Raw genomic sequence first — 26,002 nt, 5'->3', positions numbered from 1 at the left:
GGCCTGTCAGGCGGTCCGAAAATCCCGGCCATTGCGCGCCGGGATTTTTTTTCGGATGATAGAATCAAAAAGTTCATCATTTGATGCGAATTTTTGCTCCAATCATTGCAAGGAGGCCAGTGTGCGTACGACTGTGACGCTCGATGACGACCTGCTCGAATTGGCCCGTACCTATACCGGCGTCCAGGAGACATCGGCGCTCGTAACGCGAGCGTTGACCCAGCTCGTGCAGAAAGAGGCCGCGAAGCGGTTGGCCAAGCTTGGTGGTAGTTCGCCCAAGTTGAAGCCTATCCCGCGGCGGCAGACGGAAACCTGCAATGATCCTGGTTGACACTTCCATCTGGATAGACCATTTATCCGACGGCGAGCCATATCTGGTGCGCTTGCTGGAGGAAGAAAGTGTATTGATGCACCCGTTCATCGCGGGTGAATTGGCGCTGGGTTCGTTGGGCCGACGTGATGTCGTATTGGGTGCGATGTCGCTATTGCCGCAAGTCGTGCGTGCGAGTCATGACGAAGTCATGCACTTTCTTCAAAGCGAGAAATTGTTTGGAAAGGGCATCGGCTATGTGGATTTACACTTGTTGGCGTCCACGCGACTGACACCTGGCGCTGCGCTATGGACCCGGGACAAACGGCTGCGGGCACTCGCCAACACCTTGAGCTTGGCGGTTGATCCCCCGAGATATCATTGAATGAAGCGGTTTGGCGTGATGGCCATACCGTATCGTCGATACCGCCTTCAACCCCAGGAGACCTCCCATGCTGCTGCAAGCCTCCGATTCCACGCTGCTCATCGTCGACATGCAGGGCCGCCTGATGCCCGTGATCCACGACGGCGACGCGGTGGTGGCGGCCAACGCCAAGTTGGCGCAGGCGGCGCGGCTGCTCGACGTACCGGTGGTCGCCACCGAGCACCACAGCAAGATGCTGGGCGTCACCGTGGCGCCGCTCGCCGAATGGGTGCAATCCACTTTCCAGAAGATGCACTTCTCGGCCGCGCGCGAACGCGGCTTCGACGCCTGGCTGCCGGCGGCGCGCAAGACCGTGCTGGTGACTGGCTGCGAGGCCCACATCTGCGTGTTGCAGACCGTTATCGGTTTGATTGAGCTGGGTTACAAGGCGGTGCTGGTGGCCGATGCGGCCGGTTCGCGCAAATCGTCCGACCACCATGCCGCGCTGCGCCGCGCGCGCGCCCACGGGGCCGAGATCGTCACCACGGAAATGGCCATTTTCGAGTGGATGGAAACTTGCGAGCACGCCCGTTTCCGCGACGTGTTACGTCTGGTCAAATAGCCGGGCCTGGCTGCAACATTGTCCTGGGGAGTCGCAAAGATTCCCTCGCCGTTTGACACAATTCCTGGGCAAACCTCACACCGCCGCGCGGGATATTTTGCGATCCTGAAGGTTCTAAACCCATAAGGGGTGTCGTGCGCTCGCGTCTGGACCCAGGAGCGGCCCCGGGTACAAGAATAGGAGCCTCATCATGAAAATCGCATCTCTTTCCAAAATCTGTGTCGCTGTCGCCATGGCCGCCACCATGGCGGGTTGCTCGTCGTGGGACAGCATGAGCCATCGTCAGAAAAGCACGGTGGGCGGTGCGGCGCTCGGCGGTGTGGCGGGCGCGGTCATCACCAACGGCGGCATTCTTGGCACGGTGGGGGGCGCGGCCATCGGCGGTGTCATCGGCGATCAGGTGGGCAAGCACTGAGCCCTGGACCGGGCGGGCGCCAGCGCACGCTGGCGTACCGCGCCGCACGCAAAAACGCCCGGCATTGCCGGGCGTTTTTTTGCGCGCATCGCATGCGGATCCGGCGCCGGCCAGCGGCGCGCGGAACGCGTCAGGTCTCGCTTTGCGGCATCTCGATCTTGACCTCGAGCACTTCGAGGGTGTCCTGGCGTTCCAGGTGCACCTTGATGTCCTCGGGGTTGATCTTGACGTACTTGGAGATCACCGCGATCAATTCCTGCTGCAACTGCGGCAGGTAGTCGGGCGAATCGCCACGGCCCCGCTCGTGGGCCAGGATGATCTGCAACCGTTCCTTGGCGACGGATGCGGAGGTTTTCTTTTGACCAAGCAGAAACGACAGGAAGGACATTGCTTACTTGCCTCCGAACAGGCGTTTCAGGAAACCCGGCTTTTCGTAGTCGGTAAAGCGCAGGGCCTTGTCTTCGCCCAGGTAGCGGGCCACGACGTCCTTGTAGGCCTCGGAGACGTCGGTATCTTTCAGGTGGATGGCGGGCAGGCCCTGGTTCGAGGCCTGCAGCACGGCTTCGGATTCGGGGATGACGCCGATCAGCTTGATGCGCAGGATGTCCTCGATGTCGCCCAGCGACAGCATTTCGCCGTCGACCACGCGCTTGGGGTTGTAGCGCGTCAGCAGCAGGAATTCCTTGACCGGCTCGTCGCCCTCGACGGCGCGCTTGGACTTGGCCGCCAGGATGCCCAGGATGCGGTCGGAGTCGCGCACCGACGACACTTCGGGGTTGGTCACGACCAGCGCGTCGTCGGCGAAGTAGGCCGCCATGAGCGCGCCCGTCTCGATGCCGGCGGGCGAGTCGCAGACGATGTAGTCGAAGCCCATTTCCTTCAGGTCGTTGATGACCTTTTCCACGCCTTCCTGCGTCAGCGCATCCTTGTCGCGCGTCTGCGAAGCGGGCAGGATGAACAGGTTTTCAAGCTGCTTGTCCTTGATCAGCGCCTGGTTGAGCGTGGCTTCGCCCTGGATCACATTGACGAAGTCATACACCACGCGGCGCTCGCAACCCATGATGAGGTCGAGGTTGCGCAGGCCGACGTCGAAGTCGATGACAGCGGTCTTGTGGCCCCGCATCGCGAGGCCCGCGGAAAAACTGGCGCTCGTCGTGGTTTTGCCCACGCCGCCTTTGCCGGAAGTCACCACAACAATGCGTGTCATGACGATCAAACCCTTATGTTCGAATAAATCGCGTTATCGTAAAGCAAAAAGCCCGTGTAAGGCTTCTTACAGAATGTGTTGAACGGGCACGGCCCGTTCGGGACTGACAGAGTATTGCGTTGCAGGACCCTTCCGCGTTGGCGCGGTCTCGCGCCCGTCCGGCCGGACTGGATCCGGGGCAGGGCATCTCAGGCTTTCAGGGCCTCGATGCGCAGGGTGTCGCCATCCAGCCGCACCAGCGCGGGCTGGTTGTGCAGCGAGCGGTCGAGCTTGTCTTCGACTACGCGGTACACGCCGGCCACGGCCAGCAGCTCCGCGTCCAGGTGGGTGGTGAAGATGCGCGCCGACGTGTCGCCGCGCGCGCCGGCCATGGCCTTGCCGCGCAACGGACCGTACACGTGCACGTTGCCGTCGGCGATGACCTCGGCGCCCTGGCTGACCATGCCGATCACGACCAGGTCGGTGTGGCGCGCGTAGACCCGCTGGCCGGATCGCAGCGGCTTGGTGATGACCAATGCCGAGGACGACTGCGGCGCGGCCGGCGTCGGGCTCGGCGCCGACGTGGTGCTGGCGGCGGCGCGCTCGGGCAGCGGCTCGGCGGCGGGTTTGCCGGCAGTCTTGTCCGCGGATTTATCGGCCGTCTTTTCGGTTGCCTTTTCCGATGCCCCTTCCGTTGCCTTGCCGGCCGGCGCTTCGGCGGCGGCTGTGGGGGCGGGCGCGATCTCGACGGCGGCGGCCGGCACCGACGGCACCGGCGTGGCAACGTCGTTGGGCGGCGCCGTGTCGATCACCTGCGCGGGACGGGCCGCGGGCGTCGACAGCTCCACCGGCGTCAGGCCGGCGGCGCGGGCCGCGGCCAGGTTGGCGCCTTCGGCGACCACGCCGATGGGGGGCAGGTTGTGCCCGCGCAGGGCAGCGACCAGCGCGGGCCAGTCAATGGCGTCCTCGACGCGGCTGGCGTCGATCACCACGGGTTCGTTCTCGAAGAAGCTGCCGGCGTCGGCCATGCGCTTGGCCAGCGCGGCGTTCAGGCGTGCGGGGTCGGCACTGTGCAGGACCACCCGGATCGCATACAGGGTGGCGCTCTTGAAGTCCAGGGCTAGGGATTCAGTGTTCATCTTGATTGGGGCTGGCGGTTCGGGGCGCCTGGAAGGGGCGCGCGCAACCGGCTGCGGATTGTCGGGCATGATAACCCGCCCAGGCCCCGTTCAATCGTTCGGCCAAGGGTAAAAACCCCCCAGGTTGCGGGTGGCTTCGGCGGCGGCGGCCACCACCAGCGCCGCATGCTCGCGTTGCAGGCGAGGCGTCGGCATGGTCAGCGTGACGGCGCCGGCCAGGGCGCCCGTTTCATTGAAGACCGGCGCCGAGATGCCGGACAGCTCGGGCATGCGATCGCCCTCCAGCACCACCACGCCGCTATGGCGGATAGTCTCGTAAGGCTCGCCGGCCGCGCCGGCGAAGGCCATCAGCACGCGTCCGCCCGCGCCCCGTTCCAGCGGCAGCAGGTCGCCGGCCTTGATGTGGTCGCGCACCGGCTGCGGCGAATCCACCCGGTACAGGCACAGGCGATGGTCGCCCTGGCGCACGTGGAACGCGGCGCTTTCGCGGGTCACGCGGGTCAGTTCCCGCAGCACCGGCATCATCACCCCTTCCAGCGAGAACGACGCCGCATACACGGCGTGCAGCCGCGCGATCTCCGCGCCCAGTGCGTATTGGCCATCCGCCGTGCGCTGCACCAGGCGGCCATGTTCCAGCGAGGCCAGCAGGCGCAGCACGGTGCTCTTGTAGAGCTGGGTGCGCTCGGCCAGTTCCGCCAGCGACAGCGAGGCGTCGCCCGCGCGAAAGGCGGACAGCACCGACAGCGCGCGATCGACCGCGGCGGCGCCGCCGGGCGCGGCGTGCTGGTCGGCGAGGGAGGGCTGGCTGGCTTTTCTGGGCATGGCGAAACGGCCTTTCGGGCAGGCAGGGTTGACACCCGGAATCCGGATGGGGAATAATTTATAGAACGACGTTCTATCTTATAGAACGACAAGGAGAAAGTCAATGCCCCAGATTCTAGTCAGCGAGGTCGGCCCCCGGGATGGGTTGCAGAGCATCGCCGCCGTCATGCCCACGCCCGCCAAGCTGCGCTGGATCGGCGCGCTGGCGGCGGCCGGCCTGCGCGAAATTGAGGTCTGCTCGTTCGTGCCGCCCAAGCTGCTGCCGCAGATGGCCGATGCCGCCGACGTGGTGGCGGCCGCGCGCGAACTGCCCGGCCTGCACGTCGCGGCGCTGGCCCCCAACCTGCGCGGCGCGCAGGCCGCCTTCGAGGCCGGCGCGGCCAAGGTCACGCTGCCGGTGTCGGTGAGCGAGGCCCACTCCCTGGCCAACGTGCGCAAGACCCACGCGCAGATGCGTGACGAAGTCGCGGCCGTGGTGGCGCTGCGCGACGCCCGCTATCCCGACGTCAAGCTCGAGGCCGGGCTGTCGACCGCCTTCGGCTGCACCCTGGCCGGCCAGGTGCCGGAAGCCGACACGCTGCGCATGGCGGTGGCCATGGCGCAGCTGGGCGTTGACGAGGTCGGTCTGTCGGACACCACCGGCTACGCCAATCCGGCGCAGGTGCGCCGCTTGTTCAAGGCGCTGCGCGCCGAGCTGGGCGCGCGCGCCGGCGGCGCCCATTTCCACAACACCCGCGGGCAGGGGCTGGCCAACGTGGTGGCGGCGCTGGAAGCCGGCGTCGACACCTTCGACGCCAGCCAGGGCGGCCTGGGCGGCTGCCCCTACGCGCCCGGCGCCACCGGCAACATCGTCACCGAGGACCTGGTGTTCCTGCTGGAGTCGATGGGCCTGGATACCGGCATCGACGTCGACGCGCTGATGGCGGCCCGCGCCGCGCTGCGCGACGGGTTGCCGGACGAACCGTTGTACGGTCACGTGCCCGACGCGGGCCTGCCGAAAGGATTCACCTACGCGCGGGAGGCCGCATGAGCGCGCATGACGCACATCCAGCCGGCGACGAACCGGCGCTGCCGCTGACAGGCGTGCGGGTGGTCGAATTCACCCACATGGTGATGGGTCCCACCTGCGGCATGATGCTGGCCGACCTGGGGGCCGAGGTCATCAAGATCGAGCCGGTGCAGGGCGACAACACGCGCCGCCTGAAAGGCTCGGGCGCGGGTTTCTTCACCATGTTCAACCGCAACAAGAAGAGCCTGCCGGTCAATCTGCAGGATCCGCGCGGCATCGAACTGGTGCTCAAGCTGATCGCCACCGCCGACATCGTCAGCGAGAACTTCAAGGCCGGCACCATGGCCCGGCTGGGGCTGGACTACGCCACGCTGTCGAAGCTGAACGAGCGCCTGATCTACGTCTCGCACAAGGGCTTCCTGCCCGGTCCCTACCAGCACCGCACCGCGCTCGACGAAGTGGTGCAGATGATGGGCGGCCTGGCCTACATGACCGGCCCCGAAGGACGCCCCTTGCGGGCGGGCGCGGCCGTCAACGACATCATGGGCGGCATGTTCGGCGCCATGGGCGCCATGGCCGCGCTGCTCGAGCGCCAGCGCACCGGCCGCGGCCAGGAAGTGCAGAGCGCGCTGTTCGAGAACAACGTGTTCCTGGTCGGCCACCACATGATGCAGTACGCCGTCACCGGCAAGCCGGCCGCGCCCATGCCCAGCCGCATTTCGGCGTGGGCGGTGTACGACGTTTTCACCGTCAAGGACAGCGAACAGATCTTCCTGGCCGTGGTGTCCGACACCCAGTGGAAGCTGTTCTGCGACGCCTTCGGCTTCGCCGACCTGGCCGCCGACGCGCGCCTGGCGGGCAACAACGACCGTGTCGAGGCCCGCGCCTGGCTGATGCCGATCCTGCGCGAACGCCTGGCGTCCGAGCCGGCCGCCGCCATCGCCGCCCGCTTCGAGGCGCACGGCCTGCCTTACGCGCCCATCGCCAAGCCGCAGGACCTGTTCGACGATCCGCACCTGGCCGCCACCGGCGGCCTGGCCGACATCGCCCTGCCGCAAGACGGTGCGGGCAGCGGCGCGGCCAACGCGCATGCCAAGGTGCCGCTGCTTCCCATCACGCTGGACGGCCGCCGCCCCGGCGTACGTATCGATCCCCCGGCATTGGGCGCGCATGGCGCCCAATTGCTGGAAACCCTGGGGCTGAGCGCGACGCAGATCGCGGCCCTGACCGAAGCGGGCGTCGTCGGGCCCGTGAACTGACCCGGCCGGCCCCGGCCGTTCCGCTACGCATTCCATCTGGAGACAACCTCATGCAAGTCCTTTCGCGCCTCATGCCGCGCCGCCTGGCCGCGGCCGCGATCGCCGTCGCCACCCTGGCCGGCGCCGCGCCCGCCATCGCCGCCTATCCCGAACGTCCCATCAACCTGGTCGTGCCGATGCCGCCGGGCGGCGGCACCGACGTCGTCAGCCGCCTGCTGGCCGAGCGCCTGGGCGTGGCCACCGGCTGGAACCTGGTGGTGCAGAACAAGCCCGGCGCCACCGGCAACATCGGCATGGACTACGTGGCCCGCGCCCAGCCCGACGGCTACACCGTCGGCATGGGCCAGGCCGCCAACCTCGCAATCAACCCCGCGCTGTATCCGAAGATGCCCTTCGACCCGAAGAAGGACTTCACCCTGGTCGGCCTCGTCGCCGCCCAGCCGGTGGTCCTGGTGGTGCGCGCCGATTCGCCCTACAAGACCCTGGCCGACCTCGTCGACGACGCCAGGAAAAAACCCGCCGCCTCGCTGCGCCTGGCCTCCGCCGGCAACGGCACCATCGGCCACATGTCCGGCGTCATGCTCGCGCGCCGCGCCGGCGTCGAGTTCCTGCACGTCCCCTACAAGGGCGCCGGGCCCGCCGTCACCGACCTGGTCGGCGGCCAGACCGACCTCTACTTCATCACCCCGCAGACCGCCTTCCCCCTGCTCGCCGCCAACAAGCTGCGCGCCCTGGCCGTCACCTCCAACGCCCGCCTGGCCGCCTTGCCCGACGTCCCCACCGTGGCCGAATCCGGCTACCCCGGCTTCGAAGCGTCCGCCTGGACCGGCCTGGTCGGCCCCGCCGGCATGTCCGCCGACATGGTCAACCAGCTCAACGCCCGCATGCAGGCCGTCCTCAAGGAACCCGCCGTGATCAAGCGCCTGGAAGACGAAGGCAGCCAACCCCTGGGCGGCACCCCCGCCGACTTCGAGGCCTACATGAAAAGCGAAACCGCCAAGTGGGCCGACGTAGTAAAGGCCGCCAACATCAAACTGGACTGAAAGAGGGCGGGGGGGCGTCCCCGCCCCCAAGCAACCACCACGCCCCCCTCCGCGCGAGACGCGGCCTACGAAGCCCACAACCTCGCGGGCCATAAAAAAGCGCCCGAAGGCGCTTTTTTTATGCACAACGCAAAAAGGCAAATCCCGTTCACCCCTGCGCCCAAGAATCCCGCAACGTCACCACCCGATTCAGCACAGGCTTCTCCGCCGTCGACTCCTTCAAGTCAGCCGTGAAATACCCCAGCCGCTCGAACTGCCACGTCGCCCCCGGCGTCGCCACCGTGCCCGGCTCCAGCCACGCCGTCACCGTCTCCTTCGAATTCGGATTCAGGCAGGCCAGGAAATCCTTGTCGCCGCCATCCGGCCGCGGATCCGCGAACAGGCGGTCGTACAGGTGGATCTGCGCCGGCACCGCATGCGCCGCGCTCACCCAGGTGATATTGCCCTTGACCTTGACGCTGTCCGCGCCCGGCGTGCCGCTGCGCGTCTCCGGCAGGTACTCGGCCTGCACCTCGACCACTTCGCCGGCCTCGTTCTTGGTGAAGCCCGTGCAGCGCACCACATAGCCATACTTCAAACGCACCAGGTTCCCCGGGAACAGGCGGAAGTATTTCTTGGGCGCTTCCTCGCGGAAATCGTCACGCTCGATCCACAGCTCGCGCGACAGCGGGAACTCGCGCACGCCGGCCTCCGGATCGTGCGGATTGCGCGGCGCCGTGCAGATCTCGGTCTGGCCTTCCGGATAGTTGGTGATGACCAGCTTGAGCGGGTCCAGCACCGCCACCGAGCGCGGCGCGATCGGGTCCAGGTCGTCGCGCACGGCCTGCTCCAGCAGGCTGTAGTCGATGCGCGAATCCGACTTCGACACTGCCGTGCGGTCGCAGAACAGGCGGATCGAGGCCGGCGTGTAGCCGCGGCGGCGCAGGCCGAAAATGGTCGGCATGCGCGGATCGTCCCAGCCGTCCACGTGGCCTTCGCGCACCAGCTGCAGCAGCTTGCGCTTGCTGGTGACCACGTAGCTCAGGTTCAGGCGGGAGAACTCATATTGGTGCGGCAGCGGCCGGGCCAGCTTGCCCAGTTCGGCCAGGCGTTCCAGGATCCAGTCATAGAACGGGCGCTGGTCCTCGAACTCCAGCGTGCAGACGCTGTGGGTGATGCCTTCCAGCGCATCCTCCACCGGATGCGCCCAGCTGTACATCGGGTAGATGCACCACTGGTTGCCCGTACGGTGGTGAGTGGCGTGACGCACGCGGTACATGACCGGGTCGCGCAGGTTGATGTTGGGCGACGCCATGTTGATCTTGGCGCGCAGCACCAGGCTGCCGTCCGGATGCTTGCCGTCGCGCATCTCGCGCAGCAGCGCGATCGACTCGGCGGCCGGGCGGTTGCGCCAGGGCGAGTCGACGCCGGGTTCTGTCAGGGTGCCGCGGTTGGCCCGGATCTCGTCGGGGCTCTGCTCGTCCACATAGGCGTGGCCGGCCTCGACCAGCGCCTCGGCGAACTCGTACATATAGCCAAAGTAGTCGCTGGCGAAATACAGGTTGTCGCGGCCGTCGGCCTTCCAGTCAAAGCCCAGCCAGTGCACGGCCTCGATGATGGCGTCGACGTATTCCTGGTCTTCCTTTTCGGGGTTGGTGTCGTCAAAGCGCAGGTGACAGACGCCGCCGAAGTCGCGGGCCAGGCCGAAGTTCACGCAGATGCTCTTGGCGTGGCCGATGTGCAGATAGCCGTTCGGCTCCGGCGGAAAACGGGTGCGGATCTTCGCCGGATCGGGTTCGCCCTGCTGCTGCACGGAGGCCGGCCCAGGCTTGCCCGCCCAACGCTTGCCCTGGAAGCGGTTGGCTTGCAGGTCGTCTTCGACGATGTTGAGCAGGAAATTGGATGCGGCGGGGGTCGGCGTCGTGGCGGAGGTCATTCTTGAAAGAATAGGAAAAAGCAGCGACAAAGCGTCAATTTTGCCACGTTCCCGGGACAAGCCATTTTTGGCCCGCTGCAAGCGGTTTCAAACTGGCCCCCATTGTCGTGTAACTGGCTCTACACTACGGGCCATCATGGATATCTCCACCCTTTCCCTGGCCCGCGCGCAATTCGTGGCCAGCCTGAGCTTCCTGGCGCTGTTCCTCGCCGTGGCCCTGGCGCTTGCCTGGGTCCTGCTGTTCTTCAAGATCCGCGCCCGCCTGTCGGGGAGGAGCGGCTGGACCGCCGCCTACCGTTTCTGGGTGCGCATCTTCGCCCTGTCTTTCGTGCTTACCCTGGCCGCCTGCGTGCCGGTGCTGATCCAGCTGGGCAGCCTGTGGGCCGGCCTGATGGACAAGATCGGCAACGTCGCCGGCCCGTTGCTGGGCTACGGCATCCTGTCGGTCTTCATCCTCAAGTCGTGTTTCCTGGGCGTCATGCTGTTCGGCCAGCGCCGCGTGTCCGACGGCGCCCACACCCTGGCGGTGCTGATGGTGGCCGTGGGGCAACTGGTGGCGCTGTTCTGGGTGCTGGCGCTGCAATCGTGGATGCAGACGCCGGACGGCGCCGTGCTGGTCGATGGCCGCTACCAGGTCTACGACTGGACCGCGGTGGTGTTCAACCCGTCCGTCGGCTGGCGCATGGCCGTGGTGGTGGTAGGGGCGGCCCTGGCCGCGGCCTTCCTGATGATGGGCGTGACCGCGTTGCAATCCCTGCGCCGCCCGCTCGGCGACGGCGAACGCGCCACCTTCAAGACCGGCTTGGTGATCGCGGCGCTGGCCGCCGTGCTGCAGTTGCCGGTGGCCACCGGCGCCGGCCAGGTGGTCGCCAAGTACCAGCCCGCCAAGGCCGCCGCCGCAGCAGGCTACTGGGAAAGCGGCAGCGAGCCGCGCCTGGTGCTGTTCGGCTGGCCGGACGCTCGCAACCACGCCAATGTGGCCGACTGGACCTGGAACAACGCCGGCGGCAGGTGGCTGCACCGCAATGACGACGGCACCTACCAGGGCCTGGACAAGTATTCCGGCATGTTGCCGCCGGTGGCGCTGACCTTCTGGTCGCTGCGGGTCGCGGCCGGGCTGGGCCTGTTGATGCTGGCCGTGTCCTGGGTCACCTTTCTCTGGACCTGGCGCCGCGGCATGGATGTCTCGGTGCTGCCGCAATGGTGGCAGCGCGTGCTCTGCGGCATGATGTTCTCGGGCGGCATCGCCGTGGTGGCCGGCTGGTGGTTCTCGGTGATCGGCCTGCAGCCCTTCGTCGTCAATGGCACCGTCACCCAGACCGAGGTATTGGGCACCATCTCGGCCAGCACCGTGCTGTATGGCCTGATCGGCTATGGCCTGCTCTACGCACTGCTGCTGGCGGCGTTTGCCGGCATGCTGTTCCACGCGGCCCGGTATGGCGTGGTGCCGGTGCGCAAACTTGGCGGAGGCGCATCATGATCGCCATGCTCGCCGCCTCGCAGGGCCTGAGCCCCGAGGATCCCTCCTTCTGGATGCCGCTGGCGTTCATGGGCCTGCTGTTCGTCGTCATCGCGGCGGGCGTGGTGCTGGACGGCTTCGACCTGGGCGTGGGCATCCTGTTGCAGCTGGCGCCCGAGCAGGAGCGTGGCCGCATGATGAGCCTGTTGAGCCCCTGGCGCGACGCCAATGAGTTCTGGCTGCTGCTGGGCATGGGCCTGTTTGCCTCGGCCTTCCCGTTCGCCTGGGGCGCGGTGCTGGGCAAATTGTATGGACCGCTCACCTTCATGGTGCTGGGCGTGGTGCTGCGCAGCGTGGCCTTCGAGTTCCGCATCCGCGCCCGCAACGAGTCCAAGCCGCGCTGGATCTTCGCCTTCTGGGCCGGCTCGCTGATGACCGCGTTCGGCCAGGGCATGCTGCTCGGCCGCATCGCCACCGGCTACCAATCCGACGCGGGCTATGGCTGGTTCGCATTGTTCGTCGGCCTGTGCGCGGTGGCGGCCTATGTGCTGCTGGGCGCGTCCTGGCTGGTGATGCGGGTCGACGGCGACCTGCAGCGCCGCGCCGCCAACTGGGCGCGCCACGCCATTCGCTGGACCGCGGTGGGGATGGTCGCCATCGCCGTCACGCTGGGCCTGGCCAACGCCGGCATCTTCTACAAATGGAGCAACATCGCCCACTTGAGCCTGGCGGCCACGGTGTGGGTGATGATGCTGGCGGGCTTCGTCGCCGCCGAAATGCTGCTGGCGCGCCTGCCGGGCCGCGCCGACCGCTTCAGCTGGCTGCCGTTCGTGCTGTGCGTGGCGCTGTTCCTGCTGATGCTGAGCGGCCTGGCCTACAGCCTGTTCCCCTACCTGATCCTGGACGACATGACGCTGTGGGACGGCGCCGGCGCGCTGGGCTCGATGCGCCTGGTGATGGCCGGCGCGGTGGTGGGAATCCCGGTGGTGCTGGTTTTCAACATCCTGGCCTATCGCTCGGTGTTCGGCAAGGAGCGCGCGCCCGTGCCGCTGTTGCCGCCGCCGTCGCCTTGATGCCGCGGGGGTGAGGCGCCGGCGGATGGCCATGCCATCCGCCGTGCCGCGCCGCCGTCGTCGGCCGCCCCGGCTCCCGGGGATGCCGCGCCAAGCCCGGCCTTACAGCACCGGCCGCGCCACCCGCTGCAGGATTTCCTCGCCGTAGGCTTCCAGCTTGCGCGCGCCGACGCCGCTGATGTGGCTGAGCGCGTCCATCGAGTCGGGCTGGGCCAGCGCAATTTCGCGCAGCGTGGCGTCGTGGAAGATGACGTAGGCCGGCACGCCGTGGCTCTTGGCCACTTCGCCGCGCCAGGCGCGCAGCGCCTCGAACACCGGTTGCAGTTCGGCGGGCAGGTCGATCGCGGCGGCCTTGGCGCGGCTGCCGCCGGTCTTGCCGGAGCGGGCTTTCTTCTCGGATTCGCGCCGCAGCATCAGTTGGCGCTCGCCCTTGAGCACCGCGCGGCTGCCTTCGGTCAGGGCCAGCGTGCCGTAGCCTTCGTTGTCGACGGTCAGCAGGCCCTGCGCCAGCAACTGGCGCAGCACGCCGCGCCAGGCGGTATCGCTGAGGTCTTCGCCCACGCCGAACACGCTGAGCGTTTCGTGGCCGTGCTGCTTGGTGCGGTCGGTGACCTTGCCGCGCAGGATGTCAATGATGTGGCCGGCGCCGTAGCGCTGGCCGCGTTCTTTCCACAGCCGGTACACGGCGGACAGCACCTTCTGCGCCGCCACCGTGCCGTCCCAGGCCTGCGGCGGGTCGAGGCAGACGTCGCAGTTGCCGCAGGCCGTGATGTGCTGGCCGAAGTACGCCAGCAGCCGCACGCGGCGGCATTCCACGGTTTCGCACAGGCCCAGCATGGCGTCCAGTTGCTGGCCAAGGCGGCGGCGGTAGGCGTCGTCGCCGGGGGACTCGTCGATCATGCGGCGCTGCTGCACCACGTCCTGCAGGCCGTAGGCCAGCCAGGCGGTGGCGGGCAGGCCGTCGCGGCCGGCGCGGCCGGTTTCCTGGTAGTAGCCCTCGACCGACTTGGGCAGGTCGATGTGCGCCACGAAGCGCACGTCGGGCTTGTCGATGCCCATGCCGAAGGCGATGGTGGCGACCATGACCACGCCGTCCTCGCGCAGGAAGCGCGCCTGGTTGGCGGCGCGCACCTGGGGGCTGAGCCCGGCGTGATAGGGCATGGCGTCGATGCCCTGGTTGCAGAGGAATTCGGCGGTTTCCTCGACGCGTGCCCGCGACAGGGCGTAGACCACGCCGGACTCGCCCTCGTGCTCGGTGCGGATCATGTCCAGCAACTGCTTGCGCACCTCGTTCTTCTCGACGATGCGGTAGCGGATGTTGGGGCGGTCGAAGCTGGAGACGAAGTGGTGCGCGTCGGTCAGCGACAGGCGCTGGGCGATCTCGGTGCGGGTCTCGGCGGTGGCGGTGGCGGTGAGCGCGATGCGCGGCACGTCCGGCCAGCGCTCGTGCAGCATCGACAGGCCCAGATACTCCGGCCGGAAGTCGTGGCCCCATTGCGACACGCAGTGGGCCTCGTCGATGGCGAACAGGGCGATGTTGCCGCGTTCCAGCAGTTGCAGGCAGCGGTCGGTCAGCAGGCGTTCGGGCGCCACGTACAGCAGGTCCAGCTCGCCGGCCAGGAAAGCCTGTTCGACGTCGCGGGCCACGCGCCATTCCTGGGTCGAATTCAGGAACGCGGCCCGCACGCCCAGTTCGGTCAGCGCGTCGACCTGGTCCTGCATCAGCGCGATCAGGGGCGAGACGACGATGCCGGTGCCTTCGCGCACCAGGGACGGGATCTGGTAGCAGAGCGACTTGCCGCCGCCGGTGGGCATCAGGACCAGCGCGTCGCCGCCGTCGATGACTTGCTGGACGATGGCTTGCTGGTCGCCGCGGAAGGATTCGTAACCGAAAACGCGCTGCAGGACTCCGAGGGCGCGCGTGTCAGACATGGGGGTAGGCCGTGAGCATCATGGCGGGGATTTTAAGCCGCAAATTTGGCGGCCCGGGCGCGGGGGGGCATTTTCGTCCACCGGCCCGGCCGCGTCACCAGCTCAGCCAGGTGCCGCGCATGAAGGTGTCCACCGGCATGCTGAGGTTGGCGCGCCACTCGTAATTGCCCGAAATGATGTCGCGGTCGGCGCCCACCGCCAGCTTGACCTTGGGCGCCACGAACATGCTGTGGCTCAGGCCGACCCGCTGCTCGGCCAGCGCCGAACCTTCGTGCAGGCCCGAATAGGTGCCGCTGAGCGTGCCCCAGCCGGTGATCGGCACGCCGGCCGTCAGGGTGTTGCGGGTCTGCGGCGCCGCGGCCACGCCGCCGGAATAGGTCGACAGGTCGCCGAAGCCGGCGCCGATCTGTTCGTTGGTGTAGCCCAGGTTGACCGCGTCGGCCACGTCCACGCTGTAGCCGAAACGATAGCGCCAGGCGTTGGCGGCGTCGAACGAGCTCTGGGTGGCGCCGGCCTGGAAGGTGCCGTAGTCGCCGGCGGCATAGGTGGTGCCCATGCCGCGGGTGGTCAGCGACGGCGCGCTCTGCATCTGGCCTTCCAGCGTCAGCACCGGCGTCAGCCCGTAGCGCACGGTGCTGTTGCCGACCGAGGCGCCATAGTCGACCGCCCCGGAGGTGGCCGATGGATCCATGCGATTGAGCCGCCCCAGCGACGAGGAATAGCCGAAGCTGCCTTCGGCCAGCGGCGCCGTGGTGCTCGGCAGGTTGGAGATCTGCAGCCCGCCGACCGGCGCGCTGCTGCCCCAGGTGGGCGCATTGGCGTTGATGTTGCCCACCGAAAACGAGGGGCCGGTGGTGTTGCGGTAGACCCAATTGCGGTCGCCGCCATAGCGCAGGCCGTCCTGGCCGCTGACCGAGGCGAACCAGGGGCGGCTCGGCCGCGATACGCCGGAGATCACGACCACGGGCACCCGTGGTACGTCCCCGCTTTCCAGGTCGAACGAGTAGCCGGGGGTATCGGCCGGCGCCGCGGCCGCCTGGGGGGGCTCACAGCCCAGGGGGCTGGCGGCGGCGTCACCGGACAGGGTTGAGCCCGTCCCCGGTATGACGTCGGCATCGGCGTTGCCCCCGGCCACGCTGGTGTCCATGGCCGGCTCGCTAGTCTGCAGGTCGCAGGGCGACGGGTCCAGCGGCACGGCCCGCGACGCCATCGACGGCGCTGGCCGCACCGGCACCGGCTGCACCGGCGACAGCACGCCGATGCCGCGCGCCACATAGGCCGGGGCCGGCGGGGGAGACGAGGGGGCGGCGGGCGCGCCGGACGCGGGGATCAACGGGCTGGCCAGGCCAGCCGTCAACGCCGTGTGCAGCAGCCGCCTGCGCCAGGAAGCAGGGGCGACCATAACCAACAGTGTAGAAAGGGGACGTTGCCCCAGCTGTAAACGATTTTTAGTAAACCGGACCAGCGTATGCGGGGCAATGTCCGGTATTTTAGGGCCAGTCCCGGCTGGCGGCGATGTCGGCGGCAACGGGCCAGCATCGCCGGCAAACATCGTGCAACAGGTATATTTCAGATGATTTCCCGGCTCTTGCCGCCAGCGGCGGACGGCTCCACTATGGCAACCATGGACAATCACCACACCAAGCTGCTGGTCGTCGACGACGACCCGGCCTTGCGCCAGTTGCTGGCCGACTACCTGAACCGCCACGGCTACGACACGCTGCTGGCGCCGGATGCCAGCGACCTGCCGTCACGCATCACCCGCTACGCCCCCGACCTGCTGGTGCTGGATCGCATGCTGCCCGGCGGCGACGGCGCCGATGCCTGTCGCCGCCTGCGCGAACAGGGCGAAGACATTCCCGTCATCCTGCTGACCGCCCGCGACGAGGCCGTCGACCGCATCATCGGCCTGGAGGCCGGCGCCGACGATTACGTCGGCAAGCCTTTCGATCCGCGCGAGCTGCTGGCCCGCATCGAGGCCGTGCTGCGGCGCAAGCGTGGCCCGTCGGCCTTGACCAAGGACGCCCCGGTCGCGTTCGGGCCGTTCCTGTTCGATCCCTCCACGCGTCAGCTGTCGCGCGACGGCACGGTGGTCAAGCTCACCGGCGGCGAAATCAACCTGCTCGAAGCCCTGGTGCGCAACGCCGGCAAGCCGCTGTCGCGCGAACGCCTGCTGGCGCTGGCGCGCGACGACGACGCCGGCGAACGCAACGACCGCGCCATCGACATCGCCATCCTGCGCCTGCGCCGCGTCATCGAGGACGATCCCAAGCAACCCCGCTGGATCCAGACCGTCTGGGGCATCGGCTACCGGTTCTCGCCCTGATGCGCCTTTCCGCCGGTTTCCTGGTTCCGCGTTCGCTGCGGGCGCGGCTCATCCTGCTGATTCTCGGGTCGGTGTTGCTGACGCAGGCGGCCACGCTCGTGACGGTCTCGTACTTCCGCCACAAGTTCATGGAAGACGTGGCCATCGGCTACATCACCACCACCATCCGCACCCTCCGCGCCGCTGTGTCGCAGGTGCCGGCCGAGGATCGCGCCGATTTCGTGCGGGCGGCCTCGCAGAACCAATGGCGCCTGTGGTCGCGGGTGCTGCCGGCCGAAGCCAAGCTGCAACGCTTCAATGGCCGCCGGCCGCCGCCGCGCAACATGCAGCATCCGCCGCCTCCGCCTCCACCGCCGCCAAGTTCGCAGATCCAGGGGCCGCCCCTGCCGCCCGAGATGCGCGGCGGCGAACGCGACATGGACGACGCGCAGGCCGAACGAGAGCGCCAGCGCGAGCACGAGGAGCGCGTGCGCCGCTACAAGCCCGAGCCCGACGACATCCGCCGCGACCTGCGTGGCCTGGTGCAGCAACTCAACGAACGCCTGAACGACGGCACCCGGGTGGCGCTGTCGCGCGGCCCCACGCCCGAGATATTCATCTCGCTGGCGCCCAATCCGGCCAGCGAGGATGCGCCGCGCCTGCGCGAATGGCTGGTGATCCCGCTGGACCGCCTCGATCCCCCGGTGGCCACGCCGCTGATCGCCGCCTGGCTGGGCGGACTGGGCCTGTTGCTGTTGCTGGCGGTGGGCTTCTCCTGGCACATCACCCGGCCCATCACGCGGCTGGCCGACGCCGCCGACCGCCTGGCCGCCGGCCAGCCGCAGCGGGTCGAGCCCTCCGGTCCGCACGAAACCCGCGTGCTGGGCGAACGCTTCAACGCCATGCTGGACGCGTTGGCCGAATCCGATTCGGTCCGGCGCACGCTGCTGTCGGGCCTGCCGCACGACCTGAAGGGGCCGCTGTCGCGCATGTGGCTGCGCATTGAACTGGCCGACGATTCGGCCCTGAAGGAAGGGCTGCGCACCGACCTGCAGGACATGCAGCACATGGTCGACCAGTTCATCGGTTTCGTGCGCGGCACCGATCCGGCGGCCTACCGATACGCGTCGATGGTGCTGCCCGACTGGCTGACCGAGCGCGTCAATGCCTGGCGCGGCGCGGGCACCGACATTCACCTCAAGACCGCGGACGGCGACGACACGCTGGTGGTGCAGGGCGACGCGGTCGCCCTGGGCCGCCTGCTCGACAACCTGATCGGCAATGCCCTGAACCACGGCGCGCCGCCCGTCGACGTCAGCCTGCGGCGCGAAGGCCGCCACGCGGTGCTGGACGTGGCCGACCACGGCCCCGGTATCGTGCCGGAACGCCGCCTGGAGGCGCTGCGGCCGTTCAGCCGCCTGGACGACGCCCGCACCCGCACCGGCAGCGTCGGCCTGGGCCTGGCGCTGGCCGAGGCCATCGCCCGCGCCCACGGCGGCTCGCTGGAATTGCTGCAGGCCGAATCGGGCGGGCTGTGCGTGCGGGTCAAGCTGCCGGTCGCGGACGGCGCCTGATCCGGCCCGGGCCCGTTTTGCGCCCGGCGCCGGCCCCGCGCCCGGCGGTTACGGTACGATGCAGCATCCCGCTCAGTATCCTGTCGTTCCCGCACCATGGCCATCCAGTCCGATTCGCTTTCCTCCCGTCCCGACGCGCCCCGTATCGTGGCGCCCCAGCCGGCGTCGCCCAACGAGGAGTCGATCGAACGCGCCCTGCGGCCCAAGGCGCTGGAAGAATACGTCGGCCAGCAGCGCGCGCGTGAACAGCTCGAAATCTTCATCGCCGCCGCCCGCAAGCGCGGCGAGGCGCTGGACCACGTGCTGCTGTTCGGCCCGCCCGGGCTGGGCAAGACCACGCTGGCCCACATCATCGCGCACGAAATGGGCGTGCAGCTGCGCCAGACCTCCGGCCCCGTGCTCGAGCGCCCGGGCGACCTGGCCGCGCTGCTGACCAACCTGGAAAAGAACGACGTCCTGTTCATCGACGAGATCCACCGCCTGTCGCCCGTGGTCGAGGAAATTCTCTACCCCGCGCTGGAGGATTTCCAGATCGACATCCTGATTGGCGAAGGGCCGGCGGCCCGCAGCGTCAAACTCGACCTGCAGCCGTTCACGCTGGTCGGCGCCACCACCCGCGCCGGCATGCTGACGAACCCGCTGCGCGACCGCTTTGGCATCGTTTCGCGGCTGGAGTTCTACAACGCCGACGATCTCGGCCGCATCGTCACCCGCAGCGCGGGCCTGCTCAACGCCACCATTACTTCCGATGGCGCCGCCGAGGTGGCGCGCCGCGCCCGCGGCACGCCGCGTATCGCCAACCGCCTGCTACGGCGCGTGCGCGATTACGCCGAGGTCAAGGCCGGCGGCACCATCGACGCCGACGTCGCCGGCCGCGCGCTGGCCATGCTCGAGGTCGACCCGCAGGGCCTGGACCTGATGGACCGCAAGCTGCTCGAAGCCATCATCCACAAGTTCGATGGCGGCCCGGTGGGCGTGGACAGCCTGGCCGCGGCCATCGGCGAAGAGCGCGACACCATCGAGGACGTGATCGAACCCTACCTGATCCAGCATGGCTACCTGCAGCGCACGCCGCGCGGACGCACGGCCACGCTGACCACCTGGCGCCATCTGGGCCTGACGCCGCCCGCCGGCGCCGCCAGCGGCAGCGGCGAGCTGTTCGGCAAATAAATCGGTCGGGCATCCCGGGGAGGGGGCGTCCCGGGGTTTATGATCCGTAGGTTCTGCTTTCGATTCTCTTCGCAATCAAAGGACCGTTTACATGCTGCCCGAACTGCCCACCTTCGACGACGTCGCGCGCGCCAGCGAGCGCCTGGCCGGCCAGGCGCACCGCACGCCGGTGCTGACCTCGACCACGGCCGACGCCATCGCCGGCGCCTCGTTGTTCTTCAAGTGCGAGAACTACCAGCGCATGGGCGCGTTCAAGTTCCGGGGCGGCTTCAACGCCATCGCCCGGCTGACGCCCGAGCAGCGCGCCGCCGGCGTGGTCACGTTCTCGTCGGGCAACCATGCGCAGGCGATCGCGCTGGCCTCCAGGCTCCAGGGCGTCAAGGCCACCATCATCATGCCGCTGGACGCGCCCGCGGCCAAGCGCGCCGCCACCGAAGGCTACGGCGGCCATATCGTCACCTACGACCGTTACACCGAGGATCGCGAAGAGATCGCCCGTCGCATCCAGGCCGAGACCGGCGCCACGCTGATTCCGCCGTACGACCACGAGGACGTGATCGCCGGCCAGGGCACCGCGGCCAAGGAATTGTTCGAGGATGTCGGCGAGCTGGACTACCTGTTCGTATGCCTGGGGGGCGGCGGCCTGCTGTCGGGGTCGGCGCTGTCGGCGTTCGCGCTCAGTCCGCGCTGCCTGGTCTACGGGGTCGAGCCGGAAGCCGGCAACGACGGCCAACAGTCGCTGCGCAAGGGCGAGATCGTCCGCATCCAGGCGCCCAAGACGCTGGCCGACGGCGCCGCCACCACGCATCTGGGCCATCTGACCTTCCCGCTCATCCAGAAGCACGTGCGCGACATCGTCACGGTGACGGATGAGCAACTGGTCTCGACCATGAAGTTCTTCGCCGAGCGCATGAAGATGGTGGTCGAACCCACCGGCTGTCTCGCGGCCGCGGCCGTGCTGCAGGGCGTGGTGCCGGTGCGGGGCGCGCGGGTCGGCGTCATCATCAGCGGCGGCAACGTCGATCTTCCGGCCTACGGCAAGTTGCTGGCCGGCTGACCCGTTCAGGCTGAGGCGCTGGCGGGATATCGTCCGGTGCTTTGGTGGCACGCTTGCGGAGGCGGCCCGTGCAGGGCAGAATCGGGCCTGAATCCTGAAGAACAGGGGCTGCTTCATGCGTATCCTTGTCATTGGCGGCACCGGCTTCATCGGCCGTCATCTCATCGCCCGGCTGGCGGGCGGACAGCACCAGATCCTGGTGCCCACCCGCCGTTACGGCCAGGGGCGTGAACTCCAGCTTCTGCCCACCGTCACGCTGCTTGCCAGCGACGTGCACGACGATGACGCGCTCGATCGCCTGGTGCGCGACTGCGATGTGGTGGTCAACCTGGTCGGCATCCTGCATGGCAAGGCCGGCCGTCCCTACGGTTCCGACTTCGCGCAGGCGCACGTGCACCTGCCGCAGCGCATCGCGCGGGCCTGCCGCCGCCAGGGCGTGCGCCGGTTGCTGCATATCAGCGCGCTGGGGGCGGATTCCAATGGCGCCAGCATGTACCAGCGTTCCAAGGGCGACGGCGAGGCGGCCATCAAGCAGGAACTGGCCGATTGGCGCGAAGGGGGCTGGACCATATTCCGTCCTTCGGTGGTGTTCGGACCGGACGACAATTTCACCAACCTGTTCGCGCGTCTGGCGTGCTGGCTGCCGGTGCTGCCGCTGGCCGGCGCGAACGCGCGCATGCAGCCCGTGTATGTGGGCGACGTGGTGTCGGCGATGCTGGCGGCGCTGGGCGATACGCACACCTGCGGCAAGACCTACGAGCTGGGCGGGCCGCAGGTCTACACCCTGGGCGAGATCGCGCGCCTGTGCGCCGGCTGGGCCGGCCATCCGCGTCCGGTGGTGAGCGTGCCGATGGGCGTGGGACGCATGCAGGCGTTGCTGTTCGAATGCCTGCCGGGCCCGCCGCTGATGTCGCGCGACAACCTCGATTCCCTGCGCAGCGACAACATCTGCGGCGCGCCGATGGCGCCCGAGCTGAACGTGGTGCCGACCGGGCTGGAGGCGGTGGCGCCCGGTTACCTGGGGGCGGCGCGCTAGGGCGGGCCGCCTGCGTCGGCGGGGGGCCGCAGGCGCATGACGTTTGCCCCGCGCCCGCCACGACCGCAATGATCCGCCGGCGGCGGCCCGGAGGGCGCGTCTTCAGCGCACCAGCGCTTTCAAGGCCTGCTTGATGCCGTCGGACACGCCCACGCCTTCGGGCAGCGTCTTCAGGGCCGACAACGATTCCTTCTCGGAGTACCCCAGCGCCAGCAAGGCGTTCAGGATGTCGGACTGGTTATCCTGCACCGGATGCGCGGTGGCGCCGATGTCCGCGCCCAGCTTGCCGCGCATTTCCAGCAGCAGGCGTTCGGCGGTCTTCTTGCCGATGCCGGGCACGCGCGTCAGGCGGCCCGATTCCTGCAGCGTGATGGCCTGGGCCAGGTCGGCCACCGATAGCCCGGACAGCACCGACAACGCGGTGCGCGCGCCGATGCCGCTGACCTTGATCAGTTCACGGAAGGCGCTGCGTTCGCCCGCGGTGGCGAAGCCGTAGAGGATGTGGGCGTCTTCGCGCACGGTCAGGTGCGTGTACAGCGTGACGCGCGCGCCGGTTTCCGGCAGCGAGTACAGCGTGCTCATGGGCACGTCGATGTCATAGCCCAGACCGTTGACGTCCACGCAGACGGTGGGCGGCAGTTTCTCGATCAGGGTTCCGGTGATGCGTCCGATCATGGTGGCGATGGCCTGGCAAAAGAGGGGGCCGCGTCAGTCGCGGCGGATGCGGGGATTCTATACGGGTCCGCGCGAAGCGGGGGGCGGGGCTCAGCCGAGCAGGCGGCCGTTGCGCAGGCGGGTCTTGCCGCTCAGGCTCAGGCGCGTGCCCAATTCCGTCAGCCGGTCCTGCAAGGGGCCGACGTGGGCGTGGCAGATGGCGCAGGCCAGCGCGTCGGCCGAGTCGGGGGCGGGGGTGCCGTCCAGCGCCAGCAGGTGCTGCACCATCATCTGCACCTGTTCCTTGGCCGCGCGGCCGGTGCCGACCACGGCCTTCTTGATCTGCAGCGCGGTGTACTCGTGCACCGCCAGCGAACTGTCGGCCAGCGCGCACAGCGCCGCGCCGCGGGCCTGTCCCAGCAGCAGGGTCGAGGCCGGATTGGTGTTCAGGAAGACGATTTCCAGCGCGGCCACGTCGGGCTGCGTGTCGCGCGCCACCTGACGCAGGTTGTCCAGGATGACCTTGAGGCGTTCGGACAGCGTCAGCGCCGGCGGCACCACGATGGTGCCGCTGGCGACATAACGCAGGCGCGGGCCGTCGGCATCGATCACACCGAAGCCGGTGCGGCGCAGGCCGGGATCGATGCCGAGGACGCGCATCAGTGGCGGAAGTGGCGGGTGCCGGTCAGCACCATGGCGATGCCATGCTCGTCGGCCGCGGCGATGACTTCGTCATCGCGCACGCTGCCGCCGGGCTGGATCACGCAGGTCGCGCCCGCGGCCACCACCACGTCCAGGCCGTCGCGGAACGGGAAGAAGGCATCCGACGCGACCGCCGAACCCTTCAGCGTCAGGCCGGCGTTCTCGGCCTTGATCGAGGCGATGCGGGCCGAGTCGATGCGGCTCATCTGGCCGGCGCCGACGCCCAGGGTCATGCCGCCGCCGACGAACACGATGGCGTTGGACTTGACGTACTTGGCGACCTTCCAGGCGAACGCCAGATCGTTCATTTCCTGCTCGGTGGGCTGGCGCTTGGTCACCACCTTCAGGGCGTCGCGCGGCACGTTGTAGGCGTCCGGACTTTGCACCAGCCAGCCGCCGCCGACGCGCTTGACGTCGAAGGCGTTCTGGCCCGTGCCCATGGGCACTTCCAGCACGCGCACGTTCTTCTTGGCGGCCAGGATGGCCAGCGCGGCGCCGTCATAGGCCGGGGCCAGCAGCACTTCCAGGAACTGGGCGCTGACGGCCTCGGCGGTGGCGGCGTCGACCGGGCGGTTGAAGGCGATGATGCCGCCGAAGGCCGAGGTCGGGTCGGTCTTGAAGGCCTGCTGGTACGCGCCCAGCGTGTCGGCCGCGACCGCCACGCCGCAGGGGTTGGCGTGCTTGACGATGACGCAGGCGGGCGCCTCGAAGCTGCGCGCGCATTCCCAGGCGGCATCGGCGTCGGCGATGTTGTTGTACGACAGTTCCTTGCCCTGCAGCTGGCGGTAGTTGCCCAGCAGGCCGGCCGGACGCTGCGCGTCGACGTAGAACGCGGCGGTCTGGTGCGGGTTCTCGCCGTAGCGCAGGGCCTGTTCCTGCTTGACCTGCAGGGTCAGGGTGCCGGGCCATTCCTGGCGCGCCGGCACGGCGTCCTGCGCCGGTTCGGCGTCGGTCAGGCTGGTCAGGTAGGCGGCGATGGCGCCGTCGTAGGCCGCGGTGTGGGCGTAGACCTTGGCGGCCAGCGCCAGGCGCAGGCCGTACGAGGTGCCGCCGCCCTGGTCCATTTCGGACAACACGCGCGAGTAGTCGACCGGGTCGATCACCACCGTCACGCCACCGGCCTCGGTGCCGTGGTTCTTGGCGGCGGCGCGCAGCATGGCCGGGCCGCCGATGTCGATGTTCTCGACCGCGTCGGCGAAGGTGCAGTCGGGCTTGGCCACCGTTTCGCGGAACGGATACAGGTTGACCACCAGCATGTCGATGCGATCGATGCCGGCCGCCTTGATGGTGTCCATGTGCTCGGCGCTGTCGCGGCGGGCCAGCAGGCCGCCGTGGATCTTCGGATGCAGCGTCTTGACGCGGCCGTCCAGGATCTCGGGCGAGCCGGTGTGGGCGGCCACTTCGGTGACGGTCAGGCCGGACTCGGCCAGCAGCTTGGCGGTGCCGCCGGTCGACAGCAGGCGCACGCCGCGCGCGGCCAGGGCGCGGGCAAATTCAACGATGCCGGTCTTGTCGGACACCGAAAGCAGGGCGGTTTCGATTTTCATGGTGAGGGACGGGAGTGGGGCGCGGGCGCCTGTCTCGCTTCAGGTCGGGATGGGAAATCTGTCATGCGGGGCGCGCCAGCGGCCGCCCGCGCGGCGATGCGCTATACCTGGATGTTATGGGCCAGCAGTTTCTTGCGCAGGGTGTTGCGCGTGATGCCCAGCATTTCGGATGCCCGCGACTGGTTGCCGCCGGACCGTTCCAACGCCACTTCGAGGACCGGGCGCTCCACGCAGCGCATCACCATGTCCCACATGTCGTGGGGCTCGGATTCGCCCAAGTCTTCGAAATAGCGCTCCAGGCTGGCGCGCACGCATTCTTCCAGGACATCTTTCTTGCTCATCGGAGTACAGATATTTTTATGTTGGTGTTGAGGCGGTTATGCCGCCAGCAGGGCTTTCGCGACAGGCGCCGGGTTGGGGTTGCCGTCACGGGAAAGATTGAGGAACCATTCCGACACCGCCCGCCACTGGTCGCGGGTGTTGTCGATGAGGTTCATGCGGTCGCGGAACGAGTCCGCGCCCGGCAGGCCGTCCAGATACCATCCTATGTGCTTGCGCGCCGTGCGTACGCCGGTGTGTTCGCCATAGAAGCGGTAGTGGTCGTCGAGATGTTCGAGCAGCAGTTCGCGCATTTCCCCATAGCTGGGAGGGGCCAGTGTTTCGCCCGTGCGCAGGTAATGGTCGACCTCGCGGAAGATCCAGGGACGCCCTTGGGCCGCCCGGCCGATCATGACCGCGTCGGCGCCAGTGTAATCCAGGACGCGCCTGGCCTTTTCGGGCGAGTCGATGTCGCCATTGGCGATCAGCGGAATTTTCAGCTCGGCGCGGACGGCGCGGATAGTGTCATATTCCGCCTCGCCCGTATAGAGGTCGGCGCGGGTGCGTCCATGCAGCGTCAGGGCGGCGATGCCGGCATCCTGGGCCCGTCTGGCCACGCGCAGGGCGTTGCGGCTGTCGCGGTCCCAGCCGGTGCGGGTCTTGAGGGTGACCGGCACCCCCAGCGGCGCGCAGGCCTCGACCACGGCGTCCAGGATGCGGGCGATCAGGTCTTCGTGGCGCAGCAGCGCCGAGCCCGAGGCCACGTTGCAGACCTTTTTCACCGGGCAGCCCATGTTGATGTCGATGATGCGTGCGCCCTTGTGGGCGTTGAACACGGCGGCCTCGGCCATCATGGCCGGGTCGGCGCCGGCGATCTGCACCGAAATGGGGGCGATCTCGCCGTCGTGGTTCAGGCGCCGCGAGGTCTTGACGCTGTCCCACAGCTTCGGGTTGCTGGCGGCCATCTCCGAGACGGCATAACCGGCCCCCAATTTCTTGCAGAGCTGTCGGAAAGGACGATCCGTCACGCCCGCCATGGGCGCGACCAGAACGTTGTTGGGGAGAGTCCACGGGCCGATGCGCATGGTCAC

At 68.4% G+C, this 26,002-nt stretch carries 26 protein-coding genes; 14 read left to right on the top strand and 12 right to left on the bottom strand.

Annotated features, from left to right (window positions below):
• Positions 1-55 precede the first annotated feature (55 nt).
• From AruCF_RS25800 to AruCF_RS25785, 4 genes are all read left to right on the top strand, one after another.
• The gene (locus AruCF_RS25800; RefSeq protein WP_194957033.1) at positions 56-331 is read left to right on the top strand and encodes a type II toxin-antitoxin system VapB family antitoxin; all 276 of its coding nucleotides are present in this window, start codon (positions 56-58) and stop codon (positions 329-331) included.
• Positions 318-695, top strand: coding sequence for a type II toxin-antitoxin system VapC family toxin (locus AruCF_RS25795; RefSeq protein WP_049071622.1), 378 nt, complete (start codon positions 318-320; stop codon positions 693-695). Before AruCF_RS25800 ends, AruCF_RS25795 begins: the two co-directional genes overlap by 14 nt.
• A gap of 67 nt (positions 696-762) precedes the next feature.
• Positions 763-1,296, top strand: a complete 534-nt coding sequence (locus tag AruCF_RS25790; protein WP_049071623.1) for an isochorismatase family protein — start codon at positions 763-765, stop codon at positions 1,294-1,296.
• 190 nt (positions 1,297-1,486) lie between these two features.
• Positions 1,487-1,711 (top strand): YMGG-like glycine zipper-containing protein, encoded by a 225-nt coding sequence (locus tag AruCF_RS25785; protein ID WP_049071625.1) that lies wholly within the window; start codon positions 1,487-1,489, stop codon positions 1,709-1,711.
• 130 nt (positions 1,712-1,841) lie between these two features.
• On the opposite strand, the gene minE is transcribed toward AruCF_RS25785, so the two are convergent.
• The 4 genes from minE to AruCF_RS25765 all read right to left on the bottom strand — a co-directional run bounded on the left by minE (position 1,842) and on the right by AruCF_RS25765 (position 4,858).
• Positions 1,842-2,099, bottom strand: coding sequence for a cell division topological specificity factor MinE (gene minE / locus AruCF_RS25780; RefSeq protein WP_006388977.1), 258 nt, complete (start codon positions 2,097-2,099; stop codon positions 1,842-1,844).
• Between the two features lie 3 nt (positions 2,100-2,102).
• Complete coding sequence (gene minD, locus AruCF_RS25775) at positions 2,103-2,918, bottom strand: septum site-determining protein MinD (RefSeq protein ID WP_049077490.1); 816 nt, start codon at positions 2,916-2,918, stop codon at positions 2,103-2,105.
• 188 nt (positions 2,919-3,106) lie between these two features.
• Complete coding sequence (gene minC, locus AruCF_RS25770) at positions 3,107-4,036, bottom strand: septum site-determining protein MinC (RefSeq protein ID WP_049071626.1); 930 nt, start codon at positions 4,034-4,036, stop codon at positions 3,107-3,109.
• Positions 4,037-4,126: 90 nt separating this feature from the next.
• Positions 4,127-4,858, bottom strand: coding sequence for an IclR family transcriptional regulator (locus AruCF_RS25765; protein ID WP_049071628.1), 732 nt, complete (start codon positions 4,856-4,858; stop codon positions 4,127-4,129).
• Between the two features lie 103 nt (positions 4,859-4,961).
• On the opposite strand from AruCF_RS25765, the gene AruCF_RS25760 reads away from it, so the two are divergent.
• Genes AruCF_RS25760 through AruCF_RS25750 form a run of 3 tightly spaced genes read left to right on the top strand, consistent with a single transcriptional unit; the run spans position 4,962 to position 8,169 of the window.
• Positions 4,962-5,888 carry a hydroxymethylglutaryl-CoA lyase gene (locus tag AruCF_RS25760; protein ID WP_144419079.1) on the top strand — a complete coding sequence of 309 codons (927 nt, stop codon included), beginning with the start codon at positions 4,962-4,964 and terminating at the stop codon, positions 5,886-5,888.
• Positions 5,885-7,126 (top strand): CaiB/BaiF CoA transferase family protein, encoded by a 1,242-nt coding sequence (locus AruCF_RS25755; RefSeq protein ID WP_049077492.1) that lies wholly within the window; start codon positions 5,885-5,887, stop codon positions 7,124-7,126. The genes AruCF_RS25760 and AruCF_RS25755 overlap by 4 nt, the downstream gene beginning before the upstream one ends.
• A 50-nt stretch (positions 7,127-7,176) precedes the next feature.
• Entirely contained in the window at positions 7,177-8,169 is a 993-nt protein-coding gene (locus AruCF_RS25750; RefSeq protein ID WP_080977322.1) for a Bug family tripartite tricarboxylate transporter substrate binding protein, read from the top strand.
• A 148-nt stretch (positions 8,170-8,317) separates the two neighbouring features.
• On the opposite strand, the gene AruCF_RS25745 is transcribed toward AruCF_RS25750, so the two are convergent.
• A complete protein-coding gene (locus tag AruCF_RS25745) occupies positions 8,318-10,084 on the bottom strand; it encodes a glutamine--tRNA ligase/YqeY domain fusion protein (RefSeq protein WP_049071630.1) in 1,767 nt (588 codons plus the stop codon).
• 136 nt (positions 10,085-10,220) lie between these two features.
• Between AruCF_RS25745 and AruCF_RS25740 the strand changes: the two genes are divergently transcribed.
• A complete protein-coding gene (locus AruCF_RS25740) occupies positions 10,221-11,564 on the top strand; it encodes a cytochrome ubiquinol oxidase subunit I (RefSeq protein ID WP_049071632.1) in 1,344 nt (447 codons plus the stop codon).
• Positions 11,561-12,616, top strand: coding sequence for a cytochrome d ubiquinol oxidase subunit II (locus AruCF_RS25735; protein WP_049071633.1), 1,056 nt, complete (start codon positions 11,561-11,563; stop codon positions 12,614-12,616). Before AruCF_RS25740 ends, AruCF_RS25735 begins: the two co-directional genes overlap by 4 nt.
• 102 nt (positions 12,617-12,718) lie before the next feature.
• On the opposite strand, the gene recQ is transcribed toward AruCF_RS25735, so the two are convergent.
• Together recQ and AruCF_RS25725 are read right to left on the bottom strand one after the other, a co-directional pair.
• Positions 12,719-14,548: a DNA helicase RecQ gene (recQ, locus tag AruCF_RS25730; protein ID WP_049071635.1), complete on the bottom strand. Its 1,830-nt coding sequence runs from the start codon at positions 14,546-14,548 to the stop codon at positions 12,719-12,721.
• Between the two features lie 94 nt (positions 14,549-14,642).
• A complete protein-coding gene (locus AruCF_RS25725) occupies positions 14,643-15,950 on the bottom strand; it encodes a fimbrial protein (protein ID WP_083036954.1) in 1,308 nt (435 codons plus the stop codon).
• A gap of 222 nt (positions 15,951-16,172) precedes the next feature.
• Between AruCF_RS25725 and AruCF_RS25720 the strand changes: the two genes are divergently transcribed.
• The 5 genes from AruCF_RS25720 (at position 16,173) to AruCF_RS25700 (ending at position 21,690) form a co-directional block, all read left to right on the top strand.
• Positions 16,173-16,874, top strand: a complete 702-nt coding sequence (locus AruCF_RS25720; RefSeq protein WP_006388986.1) for a response regulator — start codon at positions 16,173-16,175, stop codon at positions 16,872-16,874.
• Entirely contained in the window at positions 16,874-18,427 is a 1,554-nt protein-coding gene (locus AruCF_RS25715) for a sensor histidine kinase (RefSeq protein ID WP_049071639.1), read from the top strand. Before AruCF_RS25720 ends, AruCF_RS25715 begins: the two co-directional genes overlap by 1 nt.
• Before the next feature lie 96 nt (positions 18,428-18,523).
• Entirely contained in the window at positions 18,524-19,597 is a 1,074-nt protein-coding gene (ruvB, locus tag AruCF_RS25710; protein ID WP_049071640.1) for a Holliday junction branch migration DNA helicase RuvB, read from the top strand.
• A 91-nt stretch (positions 19,598-19,688) separates the two neighbouring features.
• Positions 19,689-20,654, top strand: coding sequence for a threo-3-hydroxy-L-aspartate ammonia-lyase (locus AruCF_RS25705; RefSeq protein ID WP_049071641.1), 966 nt, complete (start codon positions 19,689-19,691; stop codon positions 20,652-20,654).
• 115 nt (positions 20,655-20,769) lie between these two features.
• Complete coding sequence (locus tag AruCF_RS25700) at positions 20,770-21,690, top strand: complex I NDUFA9 subunit family protein (protein WP_049071643.1); 921 nt, start codon at positions 20,770-20,772, stop codon at positions 21,688-21,690.
• Positions 21,691-21,792: 102 nt separating this feature from the next.
• Here the strand turns inward: AruCF_RS25700 and ruvA are convergent, their stop codons facing one another.
• The 5 genes from ruvA to dusB all read right to left on the bottom strand — a co-directional run bounded on the left by ruvA (position 21,793) and on the right by dusB (position 25,996).
• The gene (gene ruvA, locus AruCF_RS25695; RefSeq protein WP_006393160.1) at positions 21,793-22,365 is read right to left on the bottom strand and encodes a Holliday junction branch migration protein RuvA; all 573 of its coding nucleotides are present in this window, start codon (positions 22,363-22,365) and stop codon (positions 21,793-21,795) included.
• 90 nt (positions 22,366-22,455) lie between these two features.
• Positions 22,456-23,004, bottom strand: coding sequence for a crossover junction endodeoxyribonuclease RuvC (ruvC, locus tag AruCF_RS25690; RefSeq protein WP_049071645.1), 549 nt, complete (start codon positions 23,002-23,004; stop codon positions 22,456-22,458).
• Positions 23,004-24,593 (bottom strand): bifunctional phosphoribosylaminoimidazolecarboxamide formyltransferase/IMP cyclohydrolase, encoded by a 1,590-nt coding sequence (gene purH, locus AruCF_RS25685; protein WP_049071647.1) that lies wholly within the window; start codon positions 24,591-24,593, stop codon positions 23,004-23,006. The genes ruvC and purH overlap by 1 nt, the downstream gene beginning before the upstream one ends.
• Positions 24,594-24,694: 101 nt before the next feature.
• Positions 24,695-24,934, bottom strand: a complete 240-nt coding sequence (locus tag AruCF_RS25680) for a helix-turn-helix domain-containing protein (RefSeq protein WP_006217670.1) — start codon at positions 24,932-24,934, stop codon at positions 24,695-24,697.
• 36 nt (positions 24,935-24,970) lie between these two features.
• Complete coding sequence (dusB, locus tag AruCF_RS25675) at positions 24,971-25,996, bottom strand: tRNA dihydrouridine synthase DusB (RefSeq protein WP_049071648.1); 1,026 nt, start codon at positions 25,994-25,996, stop codon at positions 24,971-24,973.
• Positions 25,997-26,002 lie beyond the last annotated feature (6 nt).

Origin of the sequence: Achromobacter ruhlandii (genome assembly GCF_002082135.1) — a bacterium.
Taxonomy (GTDB): domain Bacteria; phylum Pseudomonadota; class Gammaproteobacteria; order Burkholderiales; family Burkholderiaceae_B; genus Achromobacter; species Achromobacter ruhlandii.
This window is presented reverse-complemented; position numbering and strand designations above follow the sequence as displayed.